This window comes from Granulicella sp. L56 (assembly GCF_009765835.1).
Taxonomy (GTDB): domain Bacteria; phylum Acidobacteriota; class Terriglobia; order Terriglobales; family Acidobacteriaceae; genus Edaphobacter.
Genome location: NZ_LMUS01000008.1, coordinates 52,300 through 77,081 on the forward strand (window position 1 = coordinate 52,300; position 24,782 = coordinate 77,081).

The following is a 24,782-nucleotide window of genomic DNA, read 5'->3' on the forward strand; positions in this document are numbered from 1 at the left end:
GCTGCGTATCCTTCTTCCGCGTCCTCAAGCCTGAAAGACGCAGAAAGCAGAGCGCATGCATCCTCCGTCTCGATCGCCGCGCCGCAGCGCTTTCGTTGTCGCCGCCATGCTGGCCATGATCGTAGTGCCTGCAATCTTCACGCTGCGCACGGTACACGTCTCCGCGCTTGTCCCAGCAGTGGCCACGACTCCCAGCGCCTCTCCCTATGGCTATACCATCAGCCTTCTCCTGTTTATTGTCCCTATCCTGGTCATAGCGTTCTGGCTTCTCCCGCAAGAGCAGATCAAGATCTCAAAGAAGAGCTTCGTCTGGACCATCGGACTTCTGTTTCCCGTAGGCGCGTTGCTCGATTTCTTCTTTGCCCGATATTTCTTTGTCTTTCCCAACCCCGGCGCAACGCTCGGAATCAAGGCTCCTGCCCTCGGCGCTCCGGTTCCTATCGAAGAGTATGCCTTCTACCTCACCGGCTTTCTCTGCGTCCTGCTGCTCTACATCTGGCTCGATGAATACTGGCTGGCGGCCTACAACGTCGAAGGCGCATCAGCCCAGCGAAAAGAATTTCGCCGCCTTCTCAAGTTCCACCCCAAGTCGATGATTTTAGCCATCGTCCTTGTCGCCGGAGCCATCCTCTTCAAGAAGTACCTATCCGGCTCAACCGCAGGCTTCCCCGGCTACTTCATCTTCCTCACCCTCACCGCGCTTGTACCCTCATCAGCCCTGCTCCCCTCGGCACGCCCCGTCATTAATTGGAGAGCATTCAGCCTCGCCGCCTTCTTCGTCCTTCTCGTCAGCCTCATGTGGGAGGTCACCCTGGCCATCCCCTACGGCTGGTGGAACTTTCGCGCCGAGCAGATGCTGGGAGTCAGCATCACCGCCTGGGGATGCCTCCCCATCGAAGAGGTCTGTCTCTGGATGGCCGTCACCTACGCCACCATCATCGTCTATGAGACCGTGAAGTACTGGCAAAGTTCGGGAAGGTCAATGCGCCACGCCTTCTTCGGCGATCCGCTCTAGCGCGAGGTCCAGGTCTTATCGGAGGAGTTGCAGAGTTTTTCGAGCGTACAGTCCACACATCGCGGCTTACGCGCAATACAAATCTGCCGCCCATGATGAATCAGCTCATGCGAGAAGGCGATCCAGTGGTCCTGCGGAATGATCTTCATCATGTCCCGCTCGACTTTCTCAGGAGCGGTCTCCTTCGTCAATTCAAGCCGATATGTAAGCCGCATAACATGCGTATCGACAACAACTCCCACGGCAATATTAAACCATGACCCGAGCACAACGTTCGCCGTCTTGCGAGCCACACCCGGCAGCCGCAGCAGCTCTTCCATCGTCTGAGGAACCTTGCCGCCAAACTCCTCGACCACGACCTTGGCTGCACCCTTAATCGACTTCGCCTTATTGCGAAAGAAACCAGTGGTGCGAATCAGCTCTTCAAGCTCATGCAGCGAGGCAGCAGCCATCGCTTTGGGAGTAGGAAACGCCTTGAACAGCGCAGGCGTAACCAGATTCACCCGAACGTCCGTACACTGAGCCGAAAGAATCGTGGCAACAGTCAGCTCCCATGCATTGCGATGGATCAGCGCGCAGACCACGCCGGGATAAGTCTTCTCCAGCACATCGAGAATTGCCGCCACCCGTGCCGGGGCAAGCGGATTCGCCGTCTTGCCAGCCTTCTTCTTCGCAGAGACGGGCTCGGTAGCAGCAATCGCCCGCGCCTTCTTCCCCACAGGCGACTGCTGCACCGGCTTGACCCCTGCCGTTACCTTGGTACGAGCCATCATGTCCTATCCCAACCGGTTCAACATCTCTTCCGCAGGCACCCGAACGCAACTGAAGATCGGAGTGTCCTTCAGCGTATAGAGACTGATCTCGGTTTCGCGCAACTGCTGTACAAGGTCCACGAAGTCCTCGGGGAAGTTCGTCTCAAACGCCACCACGAACTCCTGATCGTCGATGCCGAACGAGTACGTCGTATTCAGCTTCACCCGTGGATAGCTCAACCCGATGCGAATATGCTCATCCATCAGCCGCTTGCGCTCTTCAAGCGACAGCAGATACCAGGGCCGCGTCTTCCAGAACGGATAGATGAAGATGTACTTCTGCCCGCCGGGACGAATCGCGCCACGGCTCTCGCCTTCGCTCTCATCAACGCGGTCGATCTGGTACTGCGAGCGCTTGGTCATCGCCAGAAAATTGTGCGGCGAATCGAGATATCCGCCCAGCGCCGTTCCCATCAGCTCGCTGCGCATCTGGTTCATCTCATCGACGGCATAACCAATCGACCACACACACATATCCACATCGCCGCGCGTTCCCACAGTCGAATAGGTCAGCGAAAGAAACTCGCCCAGCCTGTTCCACCGCGCCAGAACGGCGGCAAACTCGGCCTTGTGCTTCGCTTTCTCTTCCTTGGGCAGCCGACGCCACTCGGGCATTACTTTATAGAAGCTGAAGGCCACGATCTGCCGCTTCACCGGCGGTTTCGAAGGATCATGCGGTGCCGCGCCATAGCTGCTTGCCGGGCGTCCCGTCGCAGCCGAAGACGGTTTTACTACGCTCGTCTGCGACTCTTGTGCTTCCTGTTTCGGTGCAATTGTCTCTGCCATCTCTCGATTGTCTCCCGAACCCGCGCACGCTGGCAAAGAGCCGTATTTTCACGCCAAACCGCTATACTGCACCTGCATGTCAGAAAAAATCATTGCCCTCCTCGTCGGCGCCATCGCCAGTGGTGGCTACCTGAGCGTCATCGTGCTCATGGCCATCCAGTCCGCCTGCATCCCCATTCCGTCTGAAGTCATCATGCCGCTGGCTGGCTACGCTCTGGCCCACACCCAGCTCCAGCTCATCATCCTGGCGACCGTCGCCTCGCTGGCCTCGAACCTCGGCTCCATCCCCGCCTACTGGGTGGGCGCGCGCGGAGGCCGTCCCATGGTCGAGCGATACGGCAGCTATCTTCTCCTCAGCCGCCGCGACCTCGACCTCGTCGACCACTTCTTCGCGCGCTACGGCTCCATCACCGTTCTCATCGGCAGAATGCTTCCCATCGTACGCACCTTCATCGCCTTTCCGGCGGGCGTCGCGAAGATGAACCAGCTCCGTTTCCACATCTACACCTTCATCGGCTCATGGCCGTGGTGCTACGTGCTCGCCTACGTCGGCATGAAGCTCGGAGCGCAGTTCAACACCAACCCGCGCTTCAAAGAGATCTTCCACCGCTTCCACCTCGGCGTCGAGGCCGTCATCGTCATCGCATTTATCTGGTTCGTCATCTCGCACTGGAAGAACCGCATCCGCACCGAAGCGGCATAACCTTCAACGCGACAAAAAAGATTGAGTTGAAAAACACAACTCGTCTTCAATTGTTGGGTCTATTATGGCGGTCGAGGAGAATAAATATATGTCCATCCGTAAGATACTCGCACTCTCTGCACTGGGCGCCGCGCTGGTTATCGGTACCACTACCGTTGCCCCCGCACAGGTCTCCATCAACATCGGTGTCGCTCCGGTATGCCCCTACGGGTACTTCGACTACGCCCCCTACGACTGCTCTCCCTACGGCTACTACGGCCCCGACTGGTTTGCAGGCGGAGTCTTTCTCGGAGCCGGTCCATGGTTCCACGGTCCGAGCGGCTTCTATGGCCACGTCGATAACCGCTACGATCCTCGTCATGGCTACAGAGGCCCCACGCCCGGGCGCGGAGTCCAGCCATTCAATCACTTTCAAGGAAACGAAGCGCGTGACGGACGCGGCCATGTAGGCGCTGCTGGCCATGACGCCAGCAGCGAACACAGCGCAGGGTTCCGTGGCGCAGGCCGTCCCGGCGGCGGCGGCGGTCATGCCGGCGGTCACCGTTAGACCATTGAAATAGGCAAAGACAAAGGCCCGCTGCTAATCAGCGGGCCTTTTGCTGCGCGGGCTTTGCATTGTGCGGTAGCCGCTCAATGTTCCCTGCATAAACTAAAAAAACTCACCTAACTCAAAGCCCACGTCATCTCGACCGAAGCCGCGCAGTTTTATCGCGCGGCGCAGTGGAGAGATCCCTGTATTTCGCTGTTGCCGTTGCCTGTTCTTTCTATATCGTCATTGCCTTTCTCTAGCTCGCAATCTCGCATCGAAAGAACCGCACCCACCCTAAACATGCTTGATTTCCCCGTAAAATGAGTTATCGCTAACGCCTAGACAATCGTCCACTTTGTTTGCGCCTGCACTTTTCGTGAGCAATACTGAGGTTTCCGCACCCACGGAAAATTGCCTCACGAAGGATTTTGCTCAGTTATGTCTACTCCCGAAGCCGCCACACCCAGCGCGGCCAGCATCAAGCCTGCAACAGGAAAATTGGGCGTCATGGTTCCCGGTATGGGAGCTGTCGCCACCACCCTTATCGCCGGCGTAGAAGCCGTTCGCCGTGGACTGGCCAAGCCCATCGGCTCCACCACGCAGATGAGCACCATCCGCCTCGGCAAGCGCAACGAAGGCCGCACCCCGCTCATCAAAGACTTCGCTCCCATCGCGCAGCTCGATGATCTCGTCTTCACCGGATGGGACATCTTCGGCGGCAACCTCTACGACGCAGCCAAGACCGCGCAGGTGCTCGATCGCGACCAGCTCGAACAGATTCGCCCTTACCTCGAATCCATCGAGCCGATGCCTGCTGCCTTCGACCAGCACTACGTCAAGCGCCTTGAAGGCAAGAAGATCAAGACCGGCAAGAACAAGTGCGACCTCGCCAACCAGATTCGCAACGACATCGCCGAGTTCAAGACCAAGACCGACCGGCAGGTGATGATCTGGACCGGCTCAACCGAAATCTTTATCAAGCCCAGCGCCGTTCACCAGACGCTCGAAGCCTTCGAGAAGGGTCTCGTCGAGGACGATCCGAACATCTCGCCCTCGATGCTCTACGCCTGGGCCGCCCTCAAAGAGGGCATTCCCTTCGCCAACGGTGCGCCGAATTTGACCGTCGATATTCCTGCGTTGCAGGAGCTTTCGAAGAAGATGAACGCTCCCATCTGCGGCAAGGACTTCAAGACCGGCCAGACCTTCATCAAGACCGTCCTCGCCCCGGCCTTCAAGGTTCGCAACATCGGTGTCAGCGGCTGGTATTCCACCAACATTCTGGGCAACCGCGACGGCGAAGTGCTCGACGATCCTGAGTCGTTCAAGACCAAGGAAGAGTCGAAGCTGGGCGTGTTGGACTACATCTTCCAGCCGGAGTTGCACCCCGATCTTTACAAGGACCTTTATCACAAAGTTCGCATTAACTATTACCCGCCGCGTGGTGATAATAAAGAGGGTTGGGACAACATCGATATCTTTGGCTGGCTCGGCTATCCGATGCAGCTCAAGGTGGATTTTCTCTGTCGCGACTCCATCCTCGCCGCTCCTTTGGCGCTCGATCTGATCCTCTTCATGGACCTTGCGGCACGGACGCCAAGCCTGCGTGGGCTGGGCATTCAGGAGTGGTTGAGCTTCTACTTCAAGGCACCGCAACATGCGGAAGGACTGTACCCAGAGCACGATCTTTTCATCCAGCACACCAAGCTGAAGAACACGCTTCGGCACATCATGGGCGAAGACCTCATCACTCATCTGGGGCTTGAATATTACGACCAGTAACCGGTAAATCGGCTCTTTAGTGGTTACAGTTTTAAAAATGTAACCACTAAAGAGGCATTTAAAGGGTTACAGCAAAAGCTGTAGCTCTTTTCGTTTTTCGAGACTAGGGTTTTGCGATAGCAGGATCGGTTCGCCGCTTGCAGACGGCTCTGGCAAGTTCGCGCAGGAGCGTTTGGGTCTCGGGCCAGTCGATGCAGGCATCGGTAATGCTTTGTCCATAGACAAGCGTCTTGCCGTTGATGAGAGACTGCGATCCGGCGACGAGATTGCTTTCGATCATGACGCCTTGAATGTGACGATGCGCGCCGGTCGCAATCTGCTCCGAGACGGAATGGGACACCTGAGCCTGCTTGCGATGGTCTTTGCCACTGTTGGCGTGGCTGAAGTCGATCATGATGCGCGGCTTGACGCCCGCCTTTTCCATCTGCGCTGCTGTCGACGCGACCGATTCAGCGTCGTAGTTGGTGATCTGACGTCCACCGCGCAGGATGACATGGCAGTCCGGATTGCCGGAGGTCAGAAGGATCGCGGATTGGCCCGTTTCAGTTGTTCCCAGAAAAGTATGAGGGTTGCTTGCCGAAAGAATGGCCTCAATCGCGATCTGTACATTGCCTGAGGTGCCGTTCTTGAAGCCGACCGGGCAGGAGAGTCCGGAGGCGAGCTGGCGATGCACCTGGCTCTCTGTTGTCCGTGCGCCGATGGCTCCCCAGCTAACGAGATCGGACATGTACTGCGGCGAGATCATGTCGAGGAACTCGGTGCCAGCCGGTACTCCCATCTCTGCCAGATCGAGGAGAAGGCGGCGGGCGATACGCAGACCGTCGCTAATGCGGAACGATTCATCGAAGTAAGGATCGTTGATCAGGCCCTTCCAGCCCAAAGTGGTGCGCGGCTTTTCGAAGTAGACACGCATCACCAGCATGAGTTCGCCGGAGAGCTCTGCAATAGCGGCCTTCAGCAATTCCGCATACTCGCGGGCAGCGATTGGATCGTGAATGGAGCAAGGGCCGACGACAACGATGAGGCGGTCATCCGCCCCGTTGAGGATGTCCACGATTTGGCGACGCGCCTCAAAGACAGTGCGCGAGGCGTTATCGGTCACGGGCAATTCCTCTTCGAGGAAGATGGGAGGAAGAACAACTCTGCTGGATTTGATCCTGAGGTTATTTGTGGGATATGTCATAGGTGCTCAATCAGGATACTAGGTGTGGGCGATCCTGCTGCGGGCAAACCAGCTCGAAGTGAGGGCTACCATCCCATCTGGCTCATGCGCCTCAGAATAATTGAGCTGTAGCTGTTCATGCGCTCGGGCCGCCGCTTCAGAGGAGCGGGCAAGATTGCGGCGAGCCGTGCCCCTTGTTGCCGGCCTACCTTCGCTGCCGGGGTCCTGTAGTAGAAACGAGACGCCGACTCTGCACCATAGATGCCAGGGCCCCATTCAACGACGTTGAGGTAGATCTCCAGAATGCGGCGCTTGCCGAGGACAAGTTCAGCCACGGGCACCAGCGTGGCCTCTGCGCCCTTGCGGAGGAACGAGCGGCCTGTTCCGAAGAAGAGGTTTTTTACGAGTTGCTGCGTAATGGTGGAGCCTCCGCGTGTGCGATCACCTTCCATATCGTCTTTGGCGGCGATTTGGATCGCGTGCCAATCGAACCCATGATGCTGGTAGAAGCGCGCGTCTTCCGCAGCGATGACGGCATGCTGGAGATCAGGTGAAATTCGGCTCAGCGGAATGAATTTGTAGCGTTCGCTGTACGGCTTGCGGAGAACCCATGCCTGCAAACGACGCTGGACATGCACCGCCGTTGTGGGCGGATCGATCCATCGGGCGGCCAGAAGCGTCAGCGCGGCAAGCGACCACAACAGCGCCAGACCGATGAGAAGCCATCGAAGGAAGAAGAGAAGGGATCTCTTCCGAGGCGGGATTTGAGGCTGCGTGTCTGGTGTGGTCGTCACGGTTCAGGATCGTATGTTGGGCTTAGCCTGCGACACTCATCAACCGCTGCCACAAGGCTTTCGTTCCTGCATCCGTCTTGGCGGAGACGGTGAGAATCTCATCCACGCCATGCTCCCGCTTCAGAGCGGCGACCGACTTGGCCAGCACATTATTCGAGAGCTTGTCGGCCTTAGTCCCCACTACCAGATAGGGCCGCTGCGTCTGTTTGAAGTAGTCGATCAACTGCGAATCGCTGGGCTGCGGCGGGATATTCGTATCGACGAGGCAGATGCAGAGCGCCAGTTCATCGCGGTCGGCAAGGTAGGGCTCGATGAATTTGGGCCACTCCGCCGAGATCGACTTCGAGATCTTCGCGTAGCCGTAGCCCGGCAGATCGGCGAAGATCAGGGTCGGCTTCTGCTTCATCTTGTCGCCCGCGCCCTCGTGCAGCGCAAAGAAGTTGATCGCTCGCGTCCGCCCCGGCGTGGACGACGTATGCGCCTGTTTCGATCCCAGCAACGAGTTGATCAGCGAGGACTTGCCGACGTTCGAGCGCCCTAGAAATGCCACCTCCGGCGCTCCGTAGGTTTTGGCATCGGAAGGGAAGTGGGCAACGTCGGTTGCGGAGAGCAGAAAGACTGGAGTCAGCGGCATGGCTTCAGTCTATCTCTCCTGCGTCTGGAAGATTGAAGGCTGAAGGCTTAACACCGATTTGCGCCGATGACACCGATTAGAACAGGCGAAGGCGAAATACAAGGGGCTCTCCACTGCGCTTCGCTTCGGTCGAGATGACGCGGTTTTGGGGTGGGACTGTGCAGAAAAAAGCGCACCCGGCAGCGAAGCCGGATGCGCTTTCTCGAAGGAGAAGGATCGAATTACCGTACGGTGAGCGGTGAGGTAAGCCGGAAGGTGACCTGCGACTCTGCCGGAATGACGACGTCCTTGTTGCCAGTGAACGCCGAACCTGCGGTGCCAGCACCAGCGCCAGCGAGACCGCCGATCAGAGCGCCCTTGCCCCCGCCTGCGATACCGCCGATGATGGCTCCCAGCCCAGTGCCGCCGCCCGCCAGAACGGCAGTTCGCTTGCCCTTGCCCTGTGTGACCTGCTCAAACTCGGAGGTCTGCACCGGGATTCCGGCGATCGAAGTTAGCTGAATGCCCAGGGCTCCTGCTCCCTTGAAGCGCCCTTGCCCTTTGGCGGCAACGACAGTTCCGGCGACCCGCGTGCCCCGCTTGAAGACGCTGCCGCCGCCTCTTGTGTGCAACGGCCCAGTCAAGACGCCGCTGAAGCTGTCGCCCACATTATTTTGCTTTGCACTGAGTGTCTGGGAGAGGCTGACCCGCACCACCGCACCGGTGGGCACAACGCTCGCTACAGGTGCGGGAGGAGGCGCTGGAGCTGCCGCCGGGGTTTCCGCTGGAGCTGCCGCTGTCATCGGAGCTGGAGCCGGAGCTGCCGGGGCTGCTGCCGGGGCCGTGGCGGGAGTGCCGGCCGCCGGAGCCTGCGCGGGCTGATTTGCGGCCTGTGCGGGCGCTGTGCCCGCCGGATACGTCACCGAGCCATCGGCATTCGTAATGGAGCCGTCCGCATTCTTCGTCCCCGCAGAGGGCGGCGTGCTGTGGCATCCGCTGAGAATCATCGCTGTGCCCAGCGCCAAAGCGCCCCATATCTTCATTGGCTTGGAACCTGTCATGGTCTTCCTCCATAGGTTTTGGCGGGAGGCCGCGACTCTAAGGCCTCTCTTGCCGTTTGTTGCACCCTAACACCTTAGAGCAAAGTCAACCAGAGCGAAACTGCTAAGTTTTCATGAAAAGCATGAACAGGAAGTTGTGCTTCGTCGGGCTGCATCCTCCAAGGGCTAGAGCCCCGAATCTGCGGTAGACGCGTGATAGCCCCAATACGAAAGTCTCGGGGTACCTGGAAGCAGTGACGGCTGTAATGGCAATCGCGAAGTACGGTTGTTACTGGGCTGCCAGGTCGAAGACCTTTTCCATGATGACCCACTTCTGTCCCGGCGCGGATTGCGGCAGCTCCTGCTGGAAGTGCTCCATGAGGCGTTCCCACTCCTGCACTTTGGCATTGGCGGCGTCCGCGGCGGCCTTTGCTGACAGGGAGAACTCATCGTCCACGTCCATGATCATGAATAGCCGCGTTCCGGCCAGGTAAATCTCCATATCGACGATTCCCGCATCCAACAGACTCTTCTTCACCTCTGGCCAGATTTTGACGTGATAGCGCTTGTACTCCACGATGGCGGTCTCGTCGTTCTTGAGATCCAGGGTTAAACAATGACGTGGCATTCTTCCTCCGCATGATTTTCATCGACTTTGTCAGTAACGGGCAAAGCCAACCGCAGGGTAACATTTCTCATTGAAAAGTGTTTCTAGATGTAATGCGGGTTTTTAAAATTGTCCTGGCTGGCGATTGATTTTGATGGAAAGAACGGTCAGCGGCGGGAGCAAAGGCGAAATACAGGGGTCTCTCCACTACGCTGCGCTCCGGTCGAGATGATATGTTTTTAGAGTTTTGGACGGGTTTTATGGAGACCCCATAAATATCTTTCAGTAGATTCACTTAAACGCGTTATTCTTTCATCTGTAGATTGATCGGATTTCAGCCAATGATAGATGCTTTTCGCCTGGAAAATAAAATTGCTCTCGTGACCGGTGGCGCCAGCGGCATCGGCGCTGCGACCGCCCGCGAACTCGCCCGTGCGGGTGCGCATGTCCTGATCGCCGACCTTAACCTTGCCGCAGCGCAGACGCTGGCGAGCGAGCTGTCGAATGCGAAAGCGGTCGCGATGGATGTGACCGACTCCGCTTCGATCGCTGCCGCCTTCGCAAGTATTCCCCAGCTCGACATCCTCGTCAACAACGCAGGAATCGGCCTGGTGGGCGACATTACCCGCACATCGGAGGAAGACTTTGCCCGGGTGATGCGGGTCAACGTGAACAGCGTCTTCCTGGTCACGCAGGCGGCGTTTCCTCTGCTGCTGGCCTCGCATGGCAGCATCGTCAACATCGGTTCGGTGGCGGCGACGGTCGGCGTGAAGCAGCGCTTCGCCTACTGCGCCAGCAAGGGCGCCGTGCTGGCCATGACGCGGCAGATCGCGGTCGACTATCCTAAGGAGCTGCGGATCAACTGCATCGCTCCGGGCACCGTGCAGACGCCCTTCGTCGAGGGCTATCTCGACAAGTATCACGCCCATGAGAAGGAGAAGGTGCGCGCCGAACTGGTTGCCCGTCAGCCGATTGGCCGCCTCGGCACACCCGAGGACATCGCCTCGCTGGTCCGCTATCTGTGTTCGCGCGAGGCCGAGTTCATCAACGGCGCACTAATCCCTATCGACGGCGGCTGGACGGCAGCCTGATCTCCGGACCAACTGCTGCCTCTCACCTTCACAGACTGGACGCTGAAATTCAAAAGACAGGAAAGCTACAAGTTGAACGACATTCTTATCACTGCAATCCGCGTCATCGATCTCCGTTTCCCGACGTCGCTCGAACACATCGGCTCTGACGCCGTCAATAAAGACCCTGACTACTCTGCTGCCTATTGCATCCTCGAGACGAATTCGGAGCTCGAAGGCCACGGTCTCTCGTTTACGCTCGGGCGCGGCACTGACCTTGTGGTGCAGGCTGCGGAGTATCTCTCGCGCTACGCTGTCAACCGTACCCTGGCGTCGATCACCGACGACTTTCGCGCCTTTGCCCGTCAGCTTACCGACGACACCCAGTTCCGCTGGCTGGGACCGGAAAAGGGAGTCATCCAACTGGCTGCCGCGGCGCTGATTAATGCGGTCTGGGACCTCTATGCGCGGGCGGAGAAGAAGCCGCTGTGGCAACTGCTCTCGGAGATGGAACCCGCACAACTTGTGAAGGCGATTGACTTTCGCTACATCGACGATGCGCTGTCAGAAGAAGAGGCGCTTGACCTGCTTACGGCCCGCCGCAAGGGGCAGGCGGAGCGGCTGGCGCTGCTCAAGGAGAAGGGCTATCCCGCGTATACGACCTCGGTGGGGTGGTTTGGCTATAGCGAAGAGAAGATTCGGCGGCTCTCGAAAGAGGCGCTGGCCGACGGCTGGAGGTACTTCAAGCTGAAGGTGGGCGGCGACGCTGCGGACGATCTTCGCCGGGGGCACATCGTTCGTGAGGAGATCGGCTGGACCAACAAGCTGATGGTCGATGCCAACCAGAAGTGGGGCGTGCTCGAGGCCATCACACGGACGCGCCAGCTCGCCGAGCTTCAGCCGTGGTGGATGGAAGAGCCGACGAATCCGGACGACATTCTTGGCCATGCGCGCATTCGCCGCGAGGTGCCTGAAGTCCGCATTGCCACTGGGGAACACGTTCATAATCGCATCATGTTCAAGCAACTGCTTCAGGCCAAGGCTATCGACGTGCTGCAGCTCGACAGTTGCCGAGTGGCCGGGGTGAATGAGAACCTTGCCATTATACTTATGGCGGCCAAATTCGATGTCCCAGTCTGTCCTCATGCCGGGGGCGTCGGCCTTTGCGAGTACGTGCAGCATCTCTCCGTCTTCGATTTCCTCAGCGTCTCGGCCACGCTCGAAAACCGCGTGATCGAGTTCGTCGATCATCTGCACGAACACTTCATCGATCCCGTTCGCATCAAAGATGGGCATTACCTTCTGCCGCAGCAGCCCGGCTACAGCATTCAGATTCGCGAAGAATCTCTAACCCGCTTCGCCTATCCGCACGGCGAAGCCTGGAGCGCCTCCAAGTGAAATTCGTCACCTTCTCGTCCAGAGCTGAATCCACAAACGCACAGCCCAGAACTCTTGGTGAGTCTGTCCCTGCCGAATTGCTGAACTGCGGCGTTGCCACCCCCGGCCTGCTGGTCACCGGCAAGGACGGCGAGCAGGAGGTGGTAGGCCTCTCGTCGCTGGGCTACCGCTCGGTGCGTAACATCATCGAGGCTGGCCCTGACGCGCTCGACAGGGTCCGCAAGATCGAGTCCAGCGCGCCGCGGGTTCCGCTCTCCCGCGCTACGCTTCATGCTCCTATCCCGCGCCCGCCGCGCGTCTTCGCCATCGGCCTGAACTACCAGAAGCATGCCGATGAATCGAAGATGGCCGTGCAGAAGGTGCCGACCGTCTTCATGAAGCTGACCAGTTCCATCATCGGCCCGGATGCGCTCATCATCCTGCCGAAGATCAGCACCCAGCCTGACTACGAGGCTGAGTTCGCCGTCGTCATCGGCAAGCGTGGCTACCAGATCGCCGAGAAGGACTGGAAGGAGTACGTCTTCGGCTACACCATCGTCAACGACGTCAGCGCCCGCGACGTGCAGCTTGCCACCAGCCAGTGGACGCTCGGCAAATCTTTCCCAACATTTACGCCGATGGGTCCGGCGATCGTCACTGCTGATGAGGTTCCCGATCCTCATGCGCTGGACATCTCGCTGACCATCAATGGGGAGACGCTGCAAAGCTCCAATACCAGCGATCTGATCTTCAAAATTCCCGCTCTGATCGCGCATCTTTCAAGCCTCACACCGCTCGAGGCGGGGGACATTATCAGCACGGGAACCCCGGAGGGCGTAGGCCTTGGCCGCAAGCCACAGCGCTGGCTCAATCCGGACGAAGAGATCGTCATCACCGTCGAGAAGGTAGGGCAGCTCCGCAACCGCACCATTGCGGAGTAGGACCGACCTGCAACTGTTTTCCATTCACTTTCGGACAGCTCGTGGCTGATAGCGCGCATTATCAGCCACGAGCTGTCTTTCGTTCTGCCAGACGATGACAAACTTCAACCCTTCCAAGGACATGGAACACCAGGATCTCTTGCGAAAAGCTTGCGTGTTGCGGGGTTGCAGGGGAGACTGGTGGCATGAATGTTAATTTTGCCGAGCGGGCGCATAACCATAACTGGAAGCTGGACCCGATTGTGCGGTCGCTGCTGGATACGGATTTTTATAAGCTGCTGATGCTGCAGTTCATCTGGAAAAATTTTCCCACGGTGCATGTGACCAGCGAGGTGGTGAACCGGACGGTTTCGGTGAAGCTGGCGGAGCGGGTAAGCGCGGCGGCGCTGATCGAACAGATGGAGCATGTGCGCGGGCTGCGGTTTCGCAGGAGCGAGATGGTCTGGCTGGCCGGTAATACGTTTTATGGGACGCGGAGCATCTTCGAGCCGAAGTTTCTGGAGTGGCTGGAGCGTGATTTCAGGCTGAGTGACTACGAGGTCACCGAGCATGACGGGCAGTTGGTGCTGCGGTTCAGCGGGCTTTGGGCCGAGGTGACGATGTGGGAGATCTATGCGCTGGCGATTGTGAGCGAGCTGAAGACGCGGTCGGCGCTGGCGGAGCTGAATGAGCTGGAGCTGGACGTTCTGTATGCGCGGGCCAAGACACGGTTATGGGCCAAGGTGGAGTTGTTGCGCGGCGTGAAGGACCTGGAGTTGTCGGACTTTGGGACGCGGCGGCGGCATAGCTTTTTGTGGCAGGAGTATGCGGTGCAGACACTGCGGGCCGGGTTGGGTACTCGACTGACGGGTACTTCGAATACGTCGCTGGCTTATAAACACGATCTGGAAGCGATTGGAACGAATGCTCATGAGCTGCCGATGGCGATGGCGGCAATGGCGACCAGCGATGCGGATTTGCGGGCTTCGCAGTATAAGGTGCTGGAGCTTTGGCAGCAGAGTTACGGCGGCGCGTTGCTGGTGATGCTGCCGGATACGTTTGGGACGACACAGTTTTTGGAGGGCGCTCCGGATTGGGTGGCGGATTGGACGGGGCAGCGGGTGGACAGCAAGGATCCGATGGTAGCGGGGGATGAATATATTGCGTGGCTGATGCGGCGGGGGAGGGATGCTCGGGGAAAACGGCTGATCGCTTCGGATGGTTTGGATGTGGGAGATATTGTTCGGCTGGATGGATATTTTCGCGGGCGGATTCGGTTAAGCGCCGGGTGGGGGACTTTGCTGACGAATGATTTTCGTGGGTGCCATCCGCGAGGGGAAGATACGCTGGAGCCGATCAGTCTGGTGTGCAAATTGATGACGGTGGAAGGGAAGCCGGCGGTGAAGCTAAGTGATAATTCGCATAAGTCGACGGGGCCTGTGGAGGAGATTGCGCGGTATCGGCGGGTGTTTGGGAGTGTCGCGGTGGAGGGGGCTGGGGTGGTGGTTTGATGACCCTTTATTTGTGTCCGGATATACTGCGGGCATGATTAAGTTTGGTGGTTGGGCTCGGGTTTTTGTGGCGGCGGCGATGGTTCCTTTGGTGACGGTGCAGCCTTCGTTTGGGTGGGGGGCCGATGGGCACTCGATGATTGACAAGCTGGCGGCGGCGAATCTGCCGCACGATGTTCCGGCGTTTCTGCGGGATGGCGGGGCGCTGGATGCGATGAACTATCTGGGGCCGGAGCCGGACCGGTGGCGGAACAGGGCTGAGAGGGAGTTGGACGGGGAGCAGGCTCCCGACCACTTTATCGATCTGGAGCGGGCCGATATGGTGGGAACGCTTCCGAAGTGGCGCTATGACTTTATTCGCGATCTGGCGAAGCAGCAGAAGCTGCATCCGAATCTGCCGTTGACGCCGGAGAAGGTGGGGATGCAGCCCTGGCAGGTGGAGGAGGTCTATCAGAGGCTCAAAGTTGGGTTTAGGGAGTATCGCAAGCTGGTTGCAGCCAATGAAGATACGAAACCGGCTGAGCTGGCGATTGTGTTTTATGCGGCTTGGCTGGGGCATTATGTTGGGGATGGGTCGATGCCGCTGCATACGACGATTCAGTACAACGGGTGGACGGGGCCGAATCCGAATGGGTATACGACGGAGCACCATATCCACTCGAAGTTCGAGAGCACGTTTGTGTCGGCGAATGTGAAGCCGGAGGATGTGGCTCCGCTGGTGGCGGCGGCGCAGACCAAGGCGCTGGGGGATGAGTGGGACGACTACATGATCTATCTGCGGCATACGAACTCGCTGGTGGAGAGGACGTATCAGGTCGATAAGGCGGGCGGGTTTGACGGTGCCGGAACTCCGGAGGGGAAGTCGTTTACGGAAGAGCGGCTGGCGGCAGGAGCGATTGAGCTGCGGGACATGATCTATACGGCGTGGCTGCGGAGCGCCGATCCGGTGCAGGAGTTTCATGGGTAGAGTGGAAGAACGTACGCCGATATTTCGTTCCTGATTGGTGAGACATCCGCGGCGGCTTGGTGCTCGGCGAACCAAAGGAAGAGATAACTCTGATTCGCCGAACAATCTGCGTCTACGACTTTATGAATTCGAGAAGATCGGCATTGATCTGGTCGGCATGTGTGGTCGGCATTCCGTGCGGCAGGCCCTGGTAAACCTTCAAGGTGCCGTTCTTCAGGAGCTTGGCGGCCAGCGGGCCTGAATCGGCGAACGGCACGATCTGGTCGTCCTCGCTATGCATCACCAGTACCGGAACGGTGATCTGCTTGAGGTCTTCGGTGAGGTCGGTCTCCGACAAGGCCTTGATGCAGTCGTATTGCGCCTTGGTTCCACCCATCATTCCCTGGCGCCACCAGTTATCGATCACCCCTTGCGAAACCTTTGCACCGGGACGATTGAAACCGTAGAAGGGACCCTCAGGGACATCGCGATAGAACTGGGCGCGGTTGGCCATGCCTGCGCGAAAGCCGTCGAAGAACTCGATCGGCAGGCCGCCCGGATTTGACGCCGACTTGATCATGACCGGAGTGATGGCGCTGATCAAGACCGCTTTGGCAACGCGGCCGTTGCCTCCGTACTGGGCGACATAGCGGGCCACTTCGCCGCCGCCTGTCGAGTGGCCGATATGGATAGCGTCTTTGAGGTCGAGATGCTCCACCAGCGCGGCGCTATCGGCCGCATAGGTGTCCATGTCGTTGCCGAGATCGGTCTGGCTCGACCGGCCATGGCCACGACGATCATGCGCGATGACACGGTATCCGCGGAGCAGGAAGAACAGCATCTGGCTGTCCCAATCGTCCGCGCTGAGCGGCCAGCCGTGGTGAAATACGATTGGCTGACCTGTTCCCCAATCCTTGTAGTAGATCTCTGTACCGTCCTTCACTGTAAAGCTGCTCATGACTCGCTCTCCTGTCGGGTTGTGTGCTCTTGTTCGTTAAGTTGATAGCCGGATCCATGATTTTTTACCGGTACTATGCCGGGTCAGTTGACGATAATAGGGGCCGATGGAACCCGGGGTATGATCCAATCTTCGGTTCAGTACTGGAAACGCTCGTCTCGGAAGTAACGAAATACCAACTCGCCATTAGCAGAGGCCAGTCGTTCGATAGAGCATTCGTTTCGCATCAATTAGTGCTGCCAACTCTTATATACCAATTCGAGGCTGTAGCCGTCGGTGCCCAGAACATTCGCTGCGTAATAGCGCGGGTCGTAGTACAGCCGCGCTCCGGGCCCATGCGGCAACGAAAAGCAACTATGCTGTTGCGTATGAAAAAAGTCCATGCTCTTGTCGCACTAAGTGTCTCTTTCGCCGTTTCCCTGGCTTTCGCACAGAAGCCAAACACACTGACACCGAAGGAAAAGGCCGATGGCTGGCGGCTGCTCTTCGACGGCAAGACGACCGACGGTTGGCGCAGTGCTCGCGGCGGCGGCTTCCCCAAAACCGGCTGGGCGGTGAAGGATGGCACCATCACGGTGACTGAGACGGGCGGCGAAGAGTCCGGCAACGGCGGCGACATTGTGACGACGCGCACCTACTCGGACTTTGAGCTGTCGGTGGACTTCAAGACGTCTCCGGGAGCGAACTCTGGGATCATGTACTTCGTGGACCTGAACCTGTTGCCGTGGAAGAACGGTCACGGCTCGCCTATCGGCTTCGAGTATCAGGTGTTGGATGACGCACTGCACCCGGATGCGAAGCGGGGCGTGAACGGCGACCGCACCGTTGCTTCGCTTTACGACATGATTCCCGCCGCAGCCGACAAGCCGATCAAGCCAGTCGGTGAATGGAACACCGCCCGCATTGTGGTGCACGGCAAACACGGGGAACACTGGCTGAACGGCGTCAAGGTATTGGAGTACGACCGCGACTCGCCGAAGTTCAAGGCCATCCTCGCTGAGAGCAAGTACCACGTCTTTCCAAGCTACGGTCAAGCGGCCAGCGGATACATTCTTCTGCAGGACCACGGCTTTCCTGTGTGGTTCCGAAATATTAAGATTCGAGAGATTAGGGGAGGTGCGTCGGCGGATTAAGCCCAATTTGAGGAGCAGCCGGAGCGTGGAAGCTGCGGCCTAAAGCTTTAGGCTCGATTTTGCTGACTACGAATCGGCGCGTTCGAGGGAGAGGTGCGGGGTGTGGATGAGGGGGTACTCGTGGTGCTCGATGCGGACGAGGAGACGGCGGAGGAATGGCGTGATGGACAGCGCGATGATGGGGACCATCACGACGGAGAGGCAGAGCCACAGGACAAGGGCGTGCCACTCCCACGTCCATAGCTGACGGGTGAGGGCGATGGGGTTGCTGCGAGCGGCGTGGATGAGCGCTTTGGCAGTGAATGGCATGGGCGCGGTGTGGAAGACTACGTCGCCGAGGCGGATGAAGGGGATGAGGAGAAGGAGTTCGAGCGGGTAGGCGAGATGGTTGGCCAGTTGCGAGGCGGCGACGTTGAGGCGCAAGAGAAATGCCGCGGCGAGGCAGAGGATGGTGGTGCTGCCGAGGACGGGGTTGATGCCGATCAGCAGGCCGACGGCGATGCTCCAGGCGAGCTTGCGAGGAGAGGCGCCCATGCGGAGCAGCGCGAAGATAGGAAGGGCGACACGGCGGTAAGCCCAGTTGTGATGGAGCGGCGGGGGGCTCGGTTGGCTACTGGATGGGTTCACGTCGCTCAAAGTCACTCGTTACAGGATAGACTGCGCAACGAGGGTTTGTAGCCGCTATTTGGGAGGCGAGGGTTGAGTGTAGCGAGTTTCTTGCGGTCGTTGGGGCGCAGTATGCGGTTGGCGGGGATGTTTACGGTGGCTGGGACGGAGCTGCTGGTGAAGCGTCCGGAGACGCGTGAGGCCAGGGCCGATTGGCTGCATCGTTTTGCGGCGGGGGCGATTCGAGGGCTGGGGATCGAGGTCGATGTGGTGGGGACGTTTCCCGAGCATGGAGCCGTGATCTCGAACCATCTGGGGTATCTGGATATTGTGGTGTTTGCGGCGCTGCATTCGTGTGTCTTTGTGTCGAAGGCGGAGTTGGAGACGGTTCCGGTGCTGGGCTGGATGACGACGATGGCGGGGACGGTGTATGTCGCGCGAGGGCATGGCGGGTCGGCGGTGAAGGCACGCAGCGGGATGCAGGCGGCGGCGGATGCGGGTTTGCCGGTAGTGTTTTTTCCTGAAGGAACAACGACGAATGGGAGCGGGCTGCTGAAGTTTCACAGCGGCTTGCTGGCGCAGGCGATGGAGAGCGGGATGCCCGTTACGGCGGCTTATTTGCATTACAACCTGGGGGCGGCTAATGATGCGACGGTGGCGGACGATGTCTGCTATTGGGGCGATGCGAAGATGCTGCCGCATATCTTTAAGCTGCTTGGATTGCGCGGGCTGAGGGTAGAGGTGCGATTTGCGGAGAGGCCGATTAAGTTTTCGAGCGATGTGATGCATCGCAAGCTGGCGGCGATCGAGGCACGGATGGCGGTGGCGGCGTTGGGAGATTCGACCCTTGCGGAAAGCGATATGGGTCGGGCCTTCAGCCCTCGGTTTTATTGATGAATGGTACCTGGGGCCGTGCCCCAGGCTGGTATAGGGCGCGCCGTTGGCGCTGGGTGGGGTGTGCGGCTGAAGCTGCGGAGATGTGAGGAGTGGAAATCCCATGTCCCAGAGGCGGGACATGGGGCACCCGGATGGCTGTAGTTATTTTGTTGCTATTTGGGGGATGAGGGCGGTGAGGAGGCTGGTGAACTGGTGCTCGACGCGGCGGCCCGTCTCCATTACTTCTTCGTGGTTGATGGCTTCGTTGAGGACTCCGGCGGCCATGTTGGTGACGAGAGAGATGCCGAGGACCTCGATGCCCATGTGGCGAGCGATGATGACCTCGTGGACGGTGGACATGCCGACGAGGTCGGCTCCGAGGGTGCGGAAGGCGCGGATCTCGGCGGGGGTCTCGTAGCTGGGACCGAGGACGGCGAGGTAGACGCCTTCGGCGAGGGGGATGTTTTGTTTTGCGGCTTCGGTTTGGGCGAGGGTGCGTAGCTGTGCCGAGTAGGCCGTGGTCATGTCGAAGAAGCGCGGGCCAAACTTCGCTTCGTTGGGGCCGAGGGCTGCGTTCGAGCCGGTGAGGTTGATGTGGTCGGAGATAGCTACGAGGCTGCCCTGCTTGTAGCTGGTGTTAATGGCTCCGGCGGCGTTGGTGACGATGAGGGATTTGCATCCAAGCAGGCCGAGGACGCGGGTGGGGAAGGTGACTTCGGAGAGTGGGTAGCCTTCATAGGCGTGGACGCGGCCCTGCATGACGGCTACGGGGACTCCGGCGATGTGGCCGAGGATGAGCTTGCCGGAGTGGCCTTCGACCGTGGATTGAGGGAAGTGGGGGATATCTCTATAGCTAATAGCGATAGGGTCTTCGACCTGCGAGGCGAAGTTGCCGAGGCCGGAGCCGAGGATAATGCCGAGGCGCGGGGTCAGCGTGGTGAGGGAGCGAATATGGTCGGCGGCGGCGGTGGCTTTTATATATAGGCTAGTCATAGACGTGCTCTTCACAGTTTAGCGATGCTACGATCCTATGGCACTCTGCTCCGTCTATGGTCGGCTTGTTTCTACGACGGAGCGCCCGACGAGTATTACCGAAAGGCAGGACCGGATGGAGAGAGAAGCCGTGAACCCAGATGCGGAGGATACTGAGGTTGCGAAGACACTCGCTTCGATTCATACAGAGTCGGGCGCTAGTCTCTACGATCTGGCGTCGGCTTCGCCGGTGCTGCTGATCTTTCTGCGGCATTTTGGATGCTCGTTTTGCAGGCAGGCGATCAGTGATGTAGCCGGCCTGCGTGGTGAGTTGGATCGGCGCGGTGTTCGGCCTGTGTTTGTTCATATGGGGACGCCTGAACGGGCGAAACCATTCTTCGATTATTACGGGATTGGGGATGTAGAGCGGGTCAGTGATCCGGAGGCGACGGTGTACCGAAATCCGGTGTTCGCACTGCATCGAATTAATCCGCTGCGGAGTTTGTTTCAGGCTGCGGTCTGGATGGGGTGGTTGAAAGGCTCGATCTTCAAGCATGGGATCGGGGCCATTAAGGAAGACGGGCATCAGATGCAGGGCATCTTTTATCTAGATGGGCCGAAGATTGTGCGCGAGTTTCGCTATCGGACGATCGCTGATGAGCCGGATTACCTGAAGCTGATTCGTTGAGCCGGTAGCTGCTTGAGGTTTTTACTGCTTATTTTTACTGCTTAGTGGATGAGCATGGAGACGATAGCGGCGGACATGAGGTTGGCCAGGGTTCCGGCGACCATGGCGCGGAGGCCAAGGCGGGCTAGATCGTTGCGGCGTTCGGGGATGAGGGCGCCGATGCCTCCGATCTGGATGCCGATGGAGCTGAGGTTGGCGAAGCCGCAGAGGGCGAAGGTGGTGATGGTGAAGCTGCGAGGGGAGATTAATGCTCGCTGCGCGCCGAGGTCGGTGTAAGCTATGAGCTCGTTGAGAACGGTGCGGGTTCCGAGGAGGTTGCCGACGAGTTTGGCCTCGTGCCAGGGGATGCCGATGAGCCAGGCTACGGGCGCGAAGAAGAAGCCGAGGACGGCGTTGAGGCTTACAGGAAAGGGAATGTGGTGTGGGGCAAGAAGATTGTGGACTCCGCCGAATATTCCGTTGGTGAGCGAGACCAGCGCGAGGAAGCTGATGAGCATGATGGCGACGTTGAAGGCGAGCGCGCCGCCGTCGATGGTGCCGCGGGCGATGGCTCCGATGAAGTTCTCGTTGCTGTGCTCGTCGTTGGGCGGCATTTTTACGATGCCTGCGGTGGCGGGAACTTCGGTCTCGGGGACGAGCATCTTGGCGATGAGGATGGTGCCGGGTGCGGTCATGATGACTGCCGCAAGTAAATCCGACGCGTGGATGCCGTAGGCGATGTAGGCCGCCATGATTCCGCCGGAGACGTGGGCCATGCCGGAGGTCATGATGGTCATCAGCTCGGAGTAGGTGGCTCCGTTGAGGAAGGGGCGGATGGTGAGCGGGGCCTCAGTCTGTCCCATGAAGATGCTGGCGGCGACGTTGGTGGACTCGGCTCCGGAGATGCCCATGGTCTTTTGCATGACCCAGGCGAAGGCGCGGATGACGAGTTGCATGAAGCCGATGTAGTAGAGCACCGCGAAGAAGGCAGAGATGAAGATGATGGTAGGCAGGACGCGGAAGGCGAAGATCGCGACTGCCGCATTGCTGCCGCCGAGTGGGCCGAAGACCATCTCTGAACCGGCGACGGAGTGCTCGAGCAGCATGTTGACGGCGCTGCCTGCGGCGGCGAGGAAGCGCTGACCGAGGGAGGAGTCGAGCACGATGAAGGCGAAGAGGAATTGCAGGCCGAGTCCCCAGGCTACGGTGCGCCAGCGGATGGCGCGACGGTTGGTGGAGAAGACGTAGGCGACGCCGATGAAGACGATGAGTCCGAGAAGTCCGGTGAAACGAGCCAAAGGGTGCTCCTGCAAAGGTAAGGCGCGGGCGAAATCTTTGATGAGTGTACCGGTTGGAGGGAGAGCTATCCAACGATTTCGTGATTCTCGGTTGAGTCGTGTGGGAAGCTGGACGAAACTGCGGCTGCGGAATGGGTGGTGGCAGGAACTACAAAAGCGAAATACAGGGGCCTCTCCACTCCGCTTCGCTCCGGTCGAGATGACGTGCGGTTGAGGCGGGTGTTTTTACTGTATCGGCAAATGCTTCGGTTCCCGGCGCATCGGCTCAGTTCACCCTGGCGTTTTATCGTTTCCGAAGGGGATGTAGCGCAGGTGAGACTTTACTGTAAATGAGCAGAGGCTACATCGAGGTTGATCTGAGAAAGCGTGGCGGGTTTTTGTTTGAGGGCATACATGCGACGGTCTGCGGTGCTGAGCAGCTTGGTTGCGTCTTCCGCATCGTCGGGGTAGATGGCGATGCCGAGGCTGGCCGTCATGGTGAAAGCTCGTCCGTCGATGAGGATGGGCCTTTGGATGGAGTTTTGGATGGTGCTCAAAAGTTGATCGAGAATGTGGACGTCTGTGATGTCGGGAGCTATTAAGGTGAACTCGTCGCCTCCGAGGCGCGCGAGGATATTGCGGGCAGGCAGGTCTTCGAGAAGGTTCTTCGCGACGCCGCAGAGGATTTGATCGCCAGCCTGATGGCCAAGAGTGTCGTTGATCTTCTTGAAGCCATCCAGATCGAAGATGAGCAGGGCGAGATGGTCGTTGAGACGGCGGCAGTGGGTGAGGGCAGTATCGAGGTGATCTTCGAAGGAGCGGCGGTTGGGCAAGCCAGTGAGGTGATCGTGCATTGCGAGCCATTGGTTGCTCGAGAGCTGCTCTTCCAGCATGACGAGAATCATGCCGATGGTGATGAGGGTCTTCTGCATGTTCCAGACGTGCGAGGCAATATCAGCATAGGCGCGGTAGTACACGATAAACGGATGCACGAAGAAGCAGAGGGCCCAGGTGAAAAATCCTGTCAGGATCGCAAGTCTTCCCGTGCTGTGCCGAGGAAGGCGGTGAAGGTATTTAATTCCGGCGATGGCGTAGACGCCACTGAGGCTCCAATAGACTGCCTGCCGATACTCGCCGTAGTGGATCAGCAGACCGATGCCAAGCCATCCGGACAGATGAACGAGGGTGACAAGCCAGGTACGGCGCAGGTAGAGGGAGCTGGCTCCCGCGATAAAAAGACCAGATGCAATTGCCGGAAAGTAGGGAATCGGATTAGAGATGTGCAGACCATAGAGGGTATCGATGGTCAGCAAAGGAAGGGTGTTCAGTGTCAGGTAGATTAAACGGACTCGTGAGGGAATCGGATGTCTTCTGGAATCCCAGGTAAAGACCAAGCCCGCGATGAGATAGCAGTCGAGGACGACGACGTGAAGAATCCTGTCTGGCATGCCGTCCTTCGCATAGAAGATGTGGGCGCAGGACTCGACCAGGGTAATGAGAAGCCCGAGCAGCCAGATGTCCGCTTGTTCATGCGGATGGCGTCTGCGCATGAGAAGGAGGATGACGATGAGAATCGCCAGTGCTGAGAGATCGGGAAGAAAGGCGTAGTTCATCAAGCTCCGTACAACTAATGGTTCAGTTGGTAGTCAAACGGGCCCGTTAAGTCGATGCTCTTATGAAAGAGTTGTTAACTACAGATTATCTGCCAATCAAGTATCGCGAATCCATTTATTTTTGCGGCCATTTGAAGGATTCATGGCAATTGGATCAGGCGCGAGGCGTTGGAGGACGCGCGGGGTTGCCAACGACGGTCGCGCCGGGCGGAACGTTTCGGGTGACTACGCTGCCCGCGCCGATGATGGCGTCGTCGCCGATGGTGATGCCGGGAAGGATGATGGCTCCGCCGCCGATCCATACGTTGGCACCGATGCGGACGGGGCGACCGCTCTCAAGGCTGGTGCGGCGAGCTTCGGGATCGCGAGGATGGTCGGCGGCGTAGATCTGGACGGCGGGGCCGATCTGGGTCTGGTCACCGATTTCGATGGAGGAGACGTCGAGCAGGACGCAGTTGAAGTTAAGGAAGACGCCGCTGCCGAGGCGGATGTTGTAGCCATAGTCGCAGAAAAATGGCGGACGGATGACGGAGCCGTGACCGCAGGCGGCGAGGAGTTGGCCGAGCAGAGGGGTATGAGTCACCCTGTGGTGGGGCGTGGTGTTGTATTGGTAGAGCAGGGCGGTGGCGTGGTTGCGGTCGGCGATGAGAGTGGGGTCGCCAGCGTCGTAGAGCTCGCCCGAGAGCATCTTTTCTTTTTCGGTTTTTTCTGGCTGCATGATGTCCCCCTCCCCCTCAAAAGTCCTAAAGTCTTCGAAGTAGATATTCCAGGTCTGGACTTCGATGCTTTGAAATTTTCAGGTTAAAAGTAAAAATCCAGTCGTGGCCGGACTGGATTTCGGTTTCTTTCGCTGTGTTAATTATAGCGAGCGTGTCAATAGGGGATTGGGAGACTGTTGCGTCAGTTCAAAATCATAAAGACGCGAATACAGGGGTATCTCCACTGTCACTATTCGACTTCGCTCAGGGGCCGGTTGAGATGACGTGAGTCTTGATTGGATTTCCTTCACTGCGCGG

At 58.7% G+C, this 24,782-nt stretch carries 25 protein-coding genes; 12 read left to right on the plus strand and 13 right to left on the minus strand.

Annotation, left to right across the window (positions count from 1 at the left end):
- The first annotated feature begins 55 nt into the window (after positions 1 to 55).
- Positions 56 to 1,015 carry a hypothetical protein gene (locus GSQ81_RS18915; protein WP_254060337.1) on the plus strand — a complete coding sequence of 320 codons (960 nt, stop codon included), beginning with the start codon at positions 56 to 58 and terminating at the stop codon, positions 1,013 to 1,015.
- Here GSQ81_RS18915 and nth read toward each other — a convergent pair.
- Both nth and GSQ81_RS18925 read right to left on the minus strand, forming a co-directional pair.
- On the minus strand, positions 1,012 to 1,788 hold the full coding sequence (nth, locus tag GSQ81_RS18920) for an endonuclease III (RefSeq protein WP_371715353.1): 777 nt from the start codon (positions 1,786 to 1,788) through the stop codon (positions 1,012 to 1,014). The two genes, GSQ81_RS18915 and nth, sit on opposite strands and share 4 nt — an antisense overlap.
- 3 nt (positions 1,789 to 1,791) lie before the next feature.
- Positions 1,792 to 2,613, minus strand: coding sequence for a chlorite dismutase family protein (locus GSQ81_RS18925; protein WP_158912368.1), 822 nt, complete (start codon positions 2,611 to 2,613; stop codon positions 1,792 to 1,794).
- Between the two features lie 76 nt (positions 2,614 to 2,689).
- Here GSQ81_RS18925 and GSQ81_RS18930 point away from each other — a divergent pair, with 76 nt between their 5' ends.
- The 3 genes from GSQ81_RS18930 to GSQ81_RS18940 all read left to right on the plus strand — a co-directional run bounded on the left by GSQ81_RS18930 (position 2,690) and on the right by GSQ81_RS18940 (position 5,624).
- Entirely contained in the window at positions 2,690 to 3,316 is a 627-nt protein-coding gene (locus GSQ81_RS18930; RefSeq protein WP_158912369.1) for a DedA family protein, read from the plus strand.
- Positions 3,317 to 3,404: 88 nt separating this feature from the next.
- Positions 3,405 to 3,863 carry a hypothetical protein gene (locus GSQ81_RS18935; RefSeq protein WP_158912370.1) on the plus strand — a complete coding sequence of 153 codons (459 nt, stop codon included), beginning with the start codon at positions 3,405 to 3,407 and terminating at the stop codon, positions 3,861 to 3,863.
- A 420-nt stretch (positions 3,864 to 4,283) separates the two neighbouring features.
- A complete protein-coding gene (locus GSQ81_RS18940) occupies positions 4,284 to 5,624 on the plus strand; it encodes an inositol-3-phosphate synthase (protein ID WP_158912371.1) in 1,341 nt (446 codons plus the stop codon).
- Between the two features lie 103 nt (positions 5,625 to 5,727).
- Here the strand turns inward: GSQ81_RS18940 and GSQ81_RS18945 are convergent, their stop codons facing one another.
- The 5 genes from GSQ81_RS18945 to GSQ81_RS18965 all read right to left on the minus strand — a co-directional run bounded on the left by GSQ81_RS18945 (position 5,728) and on the right by GSQ81_RS18965 (position 9,861).
- Positions 5,728 to 6,807 (minus strand): 3-deoxy-7-phosphoheptulonate synthase, encoded by a 1,080-nt coding sequence (locus tag GSQ81_RS18945; RefSeq protein ID WP_158912372.1) that lies wholly within the window; start codon positions 6,805 to 6,807, stop codon positions 5,728 to 5,730.
- A 65-nt stretch (positions 6,808 to 6,872) separates the two neighbouring features.
- Positions 6,873 to 7,580: a monofunctional biosynthetic peptidoglycan transglycosylase gene (gene mtgA / locus GSQ81_RS18950; protein WP_158912373.1), complete on the minus strand. Its 708-nt coding sequence runs from the start codon at positions 7,578 to 7,580 to the stop codon at positions 6,873 to 6,875.
- A 22-nt stretch (positions 7,581 to 7,602) separates the two neighbouring features.
- The gene (gene yihA, locus GSQ81_RS18955) at positions 7,603 to 8,214 is read right to left on the minus strand and encodes a ribosome biogenesis GTP-binding protein YihA/YsxC (protein WP_158912374.1); all 612 of its coding nucleotides are present in this window, start codon (positions 8,212 to 8,214) and stop codon (positions 7,603 to 7,605) included.
- 221 nt (positions 8,215 to 8,435) lie between these two features.
- Positions 8,436 to 9,254, minus strand: a complete 819-nt coding sequence (locus tag GSQ81_RS19745; RefSeq protein ID WP_174237992.1) for a hypothetical protein — start codon at positions 9,252 to 9,254, stop codon at positions 8,436 to 8,438.
- A gap of 268 nt (positions 9,255 to 9,522) precedes the next feature.
- Entirely contained in the window at positions 9,523 to 9,861 is a 339-nt protein-coding gene (locus tag GSQ81_RS18965; RefSeq protein WP_158912375.1) for an L-rhamnose mutarotase, read from the minus strand.
- A gap of 320 nt (positions 9,862 to 10,181) precedes the next feature.
- On the opposite strand from GSQ81_RS18965, the gene GSQ81_RS18970 reads away from it, so the two are divergent.
- From GSQ81_RS18970 to GSQ81_RS18990, 5 genes are all read left to right on the plus strand, one after another.
- The gene (locus tag GSQ81_RS18970; RefSeq protein ID WP_158912376.1) at positions 10,182 to 10,931 is read left to right on the plus strand and encodes an SDR family NAD(P)-dependent oxidoreductase; all 750 of its coding nucleotides are present in this window, start codon (positions 10,182 to 10,184) and stop codon (positions 10,929 to 10,931) included.
- 72 nt (positions 10,932 to 11,003) lie between these two features.
- Positions 11,004 to 12,308 (plus strand): enolase C-terminal domain-like protein, encoded by a 1,305-nt coding sequence (locus GSQ81_RS18975; RefSeq protein ID WP_158912377.1) that lies wholly within the window; start codon positions 11,004 to 11,006, stop codon positions 12,306 to 12,308.
- The gene (locus GSQ81_RS18980) at positions 12,305 to 13,228 is read left to right on the plus strand and encodes a fumarylacetoacetate hydrolase family protein (RefSeq protein WP_254060338.1); all 924 of its coding nucleotides are present in this window, start codon (positions 12,305 to 12,307) and stop codon (positions 13,226 to 13,228) included. Before GSQ81_RS18975 ends, GSQ81_RS18980 begins: the two co-directional genes overlap by 4 nt.
- Before the next feature lie 185 nt (positions 13,229 to 13,413).
- On the plus strand, positions 13,414 to 14,718 hold the full coding sequence (pncB, locus tag GSQ81_RS18985; RefSeq protein WP_158912378.1) for a nicotinate phosphoribosyltransferase: 1,305 nt from the start codon (positions 13,414 to 13,416) through the stop codon (positions 14,716 to 14,718).
- A gap of 34 nt (positions 14,719 to 14,752) precedes the next feature.
- Positions 14,753 to 15,685, plus strand: a complete 933-nt coding sequence (locus GSQ81_RS18990; RefSeq protein ID WP_158912379.1) for a nuclease — start codon at positions 14,753 to 14,755, stop codon at positions 15,683 to 15,685.
- A gap of 112 nt (positions 15,686 to 15,797) precedes the next feature.
- On the opposite strand, the gene GSQ81_RS18995 is transcribed toward GSQ81_RS18990, so the two are convergent.
- The gene (locus GSQ81_RS18995; RefSeq protein ID WP_158912380.1) at positions 15,798 to 16,622 is read right to left on the minus strand and encodes an alpha/beta fold hydrolase; all 825 of its coding nucleotides are present in this window, start codon (positions 16,620 to 16,622) and stop codon (positions 15,798 to 15,800) included.
- A gap of 356 nt (positions 16,623 to 16,978) precedes the next feature.
- Here GSQ81_RS18995 and GSQ81_RS19005 point away from each other — a divergent pair, with 356 nt between their 5' ends.
- Positions 16,979 to 17,755: a DUF1080 domain-containing protein gene (locus tag GSQ81_RS19005; RefSeq protein ID WP_174237993.1), complete on the plus strand. Its 777-nt coding sequence runs from the start codon at positions 16,979 to 16,981 to the stop codon at positions 17,753 to 17,755.
- A gap of 66 nt (positions 17,756 to 17,821) precedes the next feature.
- Here the strand turns inward: GSQ81_RS19005 and GSQ81_RS19010 are convergent, their stop codons facing one another.
- Positions 17,822 to 18,382 (minus strand): DUF2062 domain-containing protein, encoded by a 561-nt coding sequence (locus tag GSQ81_RS19010; protein WP_254060349.1) that lies wholly within the window; start codon positions 18,380 to 18,382, stop codon positions 17,822 to 17,824.
- Between the two features lie 72 nt (positions 18,383 to 18,454).
- Between GSQ81_RS19010 and GSQ81_RS19015 the strand changes: the two genes are divergently transcribed.
- On the plus strand, positions 18,455 to 19,255 hold the full coding sequence (locus GSQ81_RS19015; protein ID WP_254060339.1) for a 1-acyl-sn-glycerol-3-phosphate acyltransferase: 801 nt from the start codon (positions 18,455 to 18,457) through the stop codon (positions 19,253 to 19,255).
- Between the two features lie 144 nt (positions 19,256 to 19,399).
- Here the strand turns inward: GSQ81_RS19015 and GSQ81_RS19020 are convergent, their stop codons facing one another.
- Positions 19,400 to 20,230, minus strand: coding sequence for a purine-nucleoside phosphorylase (locus GSQ81_RS19020; protein ID WP_158912381.1), 831 nt, complete (start codon positions 20,228 to 20,230; stop codon positions 19,400 to 19,402).
- A 130-nt stretch (positions 20,231 to 20,360) separates the two neighbouring features.
- Here GSQ81_RS19020 and GSQ81_RS19025 point away from each other — a divergent pair, with 130 nt between their 5' ends.
- On the plus strand, positions 20,361 to 20,897 hold the full coding sequence (locus GSQ81_RS19025) for a redoxin domain-containing protein (protein ID WP_158912382.1): 537 nt from the start codon (positions 20,361 to 20,363) through the stop codon (positions 20,895 to 20,897).
- Positions 20,898 to 20,938: 41 nt separating this feature from the next.
- Here GSQ81_RS19025 and GSQ81_RS19030 read toward each other — a convergent pair whose 3' ends face one another.
- The 3 genes from GSQ81_RS19030 to GSQ81_RS19040 all read right to left on the minus strand — a co-directional run bounded on the left by GSQ81_RS19030 (position 20,939) and on the right by GSQ81_RS19040 (position 24,484).
- Complete coding sequence (locus GSQ81_RS19030) at positions 20,939 to 22,174, minus strand: NupC/NupG family nucleoside CNT transporter (RefSeq protein ID WP_158912383.1); 1,236 nt, start codon at positions 22,172 to 22,174, stop codon at positions 20,939 to 20,941.
- A 320-nt stretch (positions 22,175 to 22,494) separates the two neighbouring features.
- Positions 22,495 to 23,766, minus strand: a complete 1,272-nt coding sequence (locus GSQ81_RS19035; RefSeq protein WP_158912384.1) for a GGDEF domain-containing protein — start codon at positions 23,764 to 23,766, stop codon at positions 22,495 to 22,497.
- A 154-nt stretch (positions 23,767 to 23,920) separates the two neighbouring features.
- The gene (locus GSQ81_RS19040) at positions 23,921 to 24,484 is read right to left on the minus strand and encodes a sugar O-acetyltransferase (protein WP_158912385.1); all 564 of its coding nucleotides are present in this window, start codon (positions 24,482 to 24,484) and stop codon (positions 23,921 to 23,923) included.
- Between the last annotated feature and the right edge of the window lie 298 nt (positions 24,485 to 24,782).

Excerpts from the sequence above, each read along its gene's own strand:
- GSQ81_RS18915 (WP_254060337.1), top strand. The coding sequence starts at position 56 with ATGCATCCTCCGTCTCGATCGCCGCGCCGCAGCGCTTTCGTTGTCGCC.
- nth (WP_371715353.1), bottom strand. The coding sequence starts at position 1,788 with ATGATGGCTCGTACCAAGGTAACGGCAGGGGTCAAGCCGGTGCAGCAG.
- GSQ81_RS18925 (WP_158912368.1), bottom strand. The coding sequence starts at position 2,613 with ATGGCAGAGACAATTGCACCGAAACAGGAAGCACAAGAGTCGCAGACG.
- GSQ81_RS18930 (WP_158912369.1), top strand. The coding sequence starts at position 2,690 with ATGTCAGAAAAAATCATTGCCCTCCTCGTCGGCGCCATCGCCAGTGGT.
- GSQ81_RS18935 (WP_158912370.1), top strand. The coding sequence starts at position 3,405 with ATGTCCATCCGTAAGATACTCGCACTCTCTGCACTGGGCGCCGCGCTG.
- GSQ81_RS18940 (WP_158912371.1), top strand. The coding sequence starts at position 4,284 with ATGTCTACTCCCGAAGCCGCCACACCCAGCGCGGCCAGCATCAAGCCT.
- GSQ81_RS18945 (WP_158912372.1), bottom strand. The coding sequence starts at position 6,807 with ATGACATATCCCACAAATAACCTCAGGATCAAATCCAGCAGAGTTGTT.
- yihA (WP_158912374.1), bottom strand. The coding sequence starts at position 8,214 with ATGCCGCTGACTCCAGTCTTTCTGCTCTCCGCAACCGACGTTGCCCAC.
- GSQ81_RS19745 (WP_174237992.1), bottom strand. The coding sequence starts at position 9,254 with ATGACAGGTTCCAAGCCAATGAAGATATGGGGCGCTTTGGCGCTGGGC.
- GSQ81_RS18965 (WP_158912375.1), bottom strand. The coding sequence starts at position 9,861 with ATGCCACGTCATTGTTTAACCCTGGATCTCAAGAACGACGAGACCGCC.
- GSQ81_RS18970 (WP_158912376.1), top strand. The coding sequence starts at position 10,182 with ATGATAGATGCTTTTCGCCTGGAAAATAAAATTGCTCTCGTGACCGGT.
- pncB (WP_158912378.1), top strand. The coding sequence starts at position 13,414 with ATGAATGTTAATTTTGCCGAGCGGGCGCATAACCATAACTGGAAGCTG.
- GSQ81_RS18990 (WP_158912379.1), top strand. The coding sequence starts at position 14,753 with ATGATTAAGTTTGGTGGTTGGGCTCGGGTTTTTGTGGCGGCGGCGATG.
- GSQ81_RS18995 (WP_158912380.1), bottom strand. The coding sequence starts at position 16,622 with ATGAGCAGCTTTACAGTGAAGGACGGTACAGAGATCTACTACAAGGAT.
- GSQ81_RS19005 (WP_174237993.1), top strand. The coding sequence starts at position 16,979 with ATGCTGTTGCGTATGAAAAAAGTCCATGCTCTTGTCGCACTAAGTGTC.
- GSQ81_RS19020 (WP_158912381.1), bottom strand. The coding sequence starts at position 20,230 with ATGACTAGCCTATATATAAAAGCCACCGCCGCCGCCGACCATATTCGC.
- GSQ81_RS19035 (WP_158912384.1), bottom strand. The coding sequence starts at position 23,766 with ATGAACTACGCCTTTCTTCCCGATCTCTCAGCACTGGCGATTCTCATC.
- GSQ81_RS19040 (WP_158912385.1), bottom strand. The coding sequence starts at position 24,484 with ATGCAGCCAGAAAAAACCGAAAAAGAAAAGATGCTCTCGGGCGAGCTC.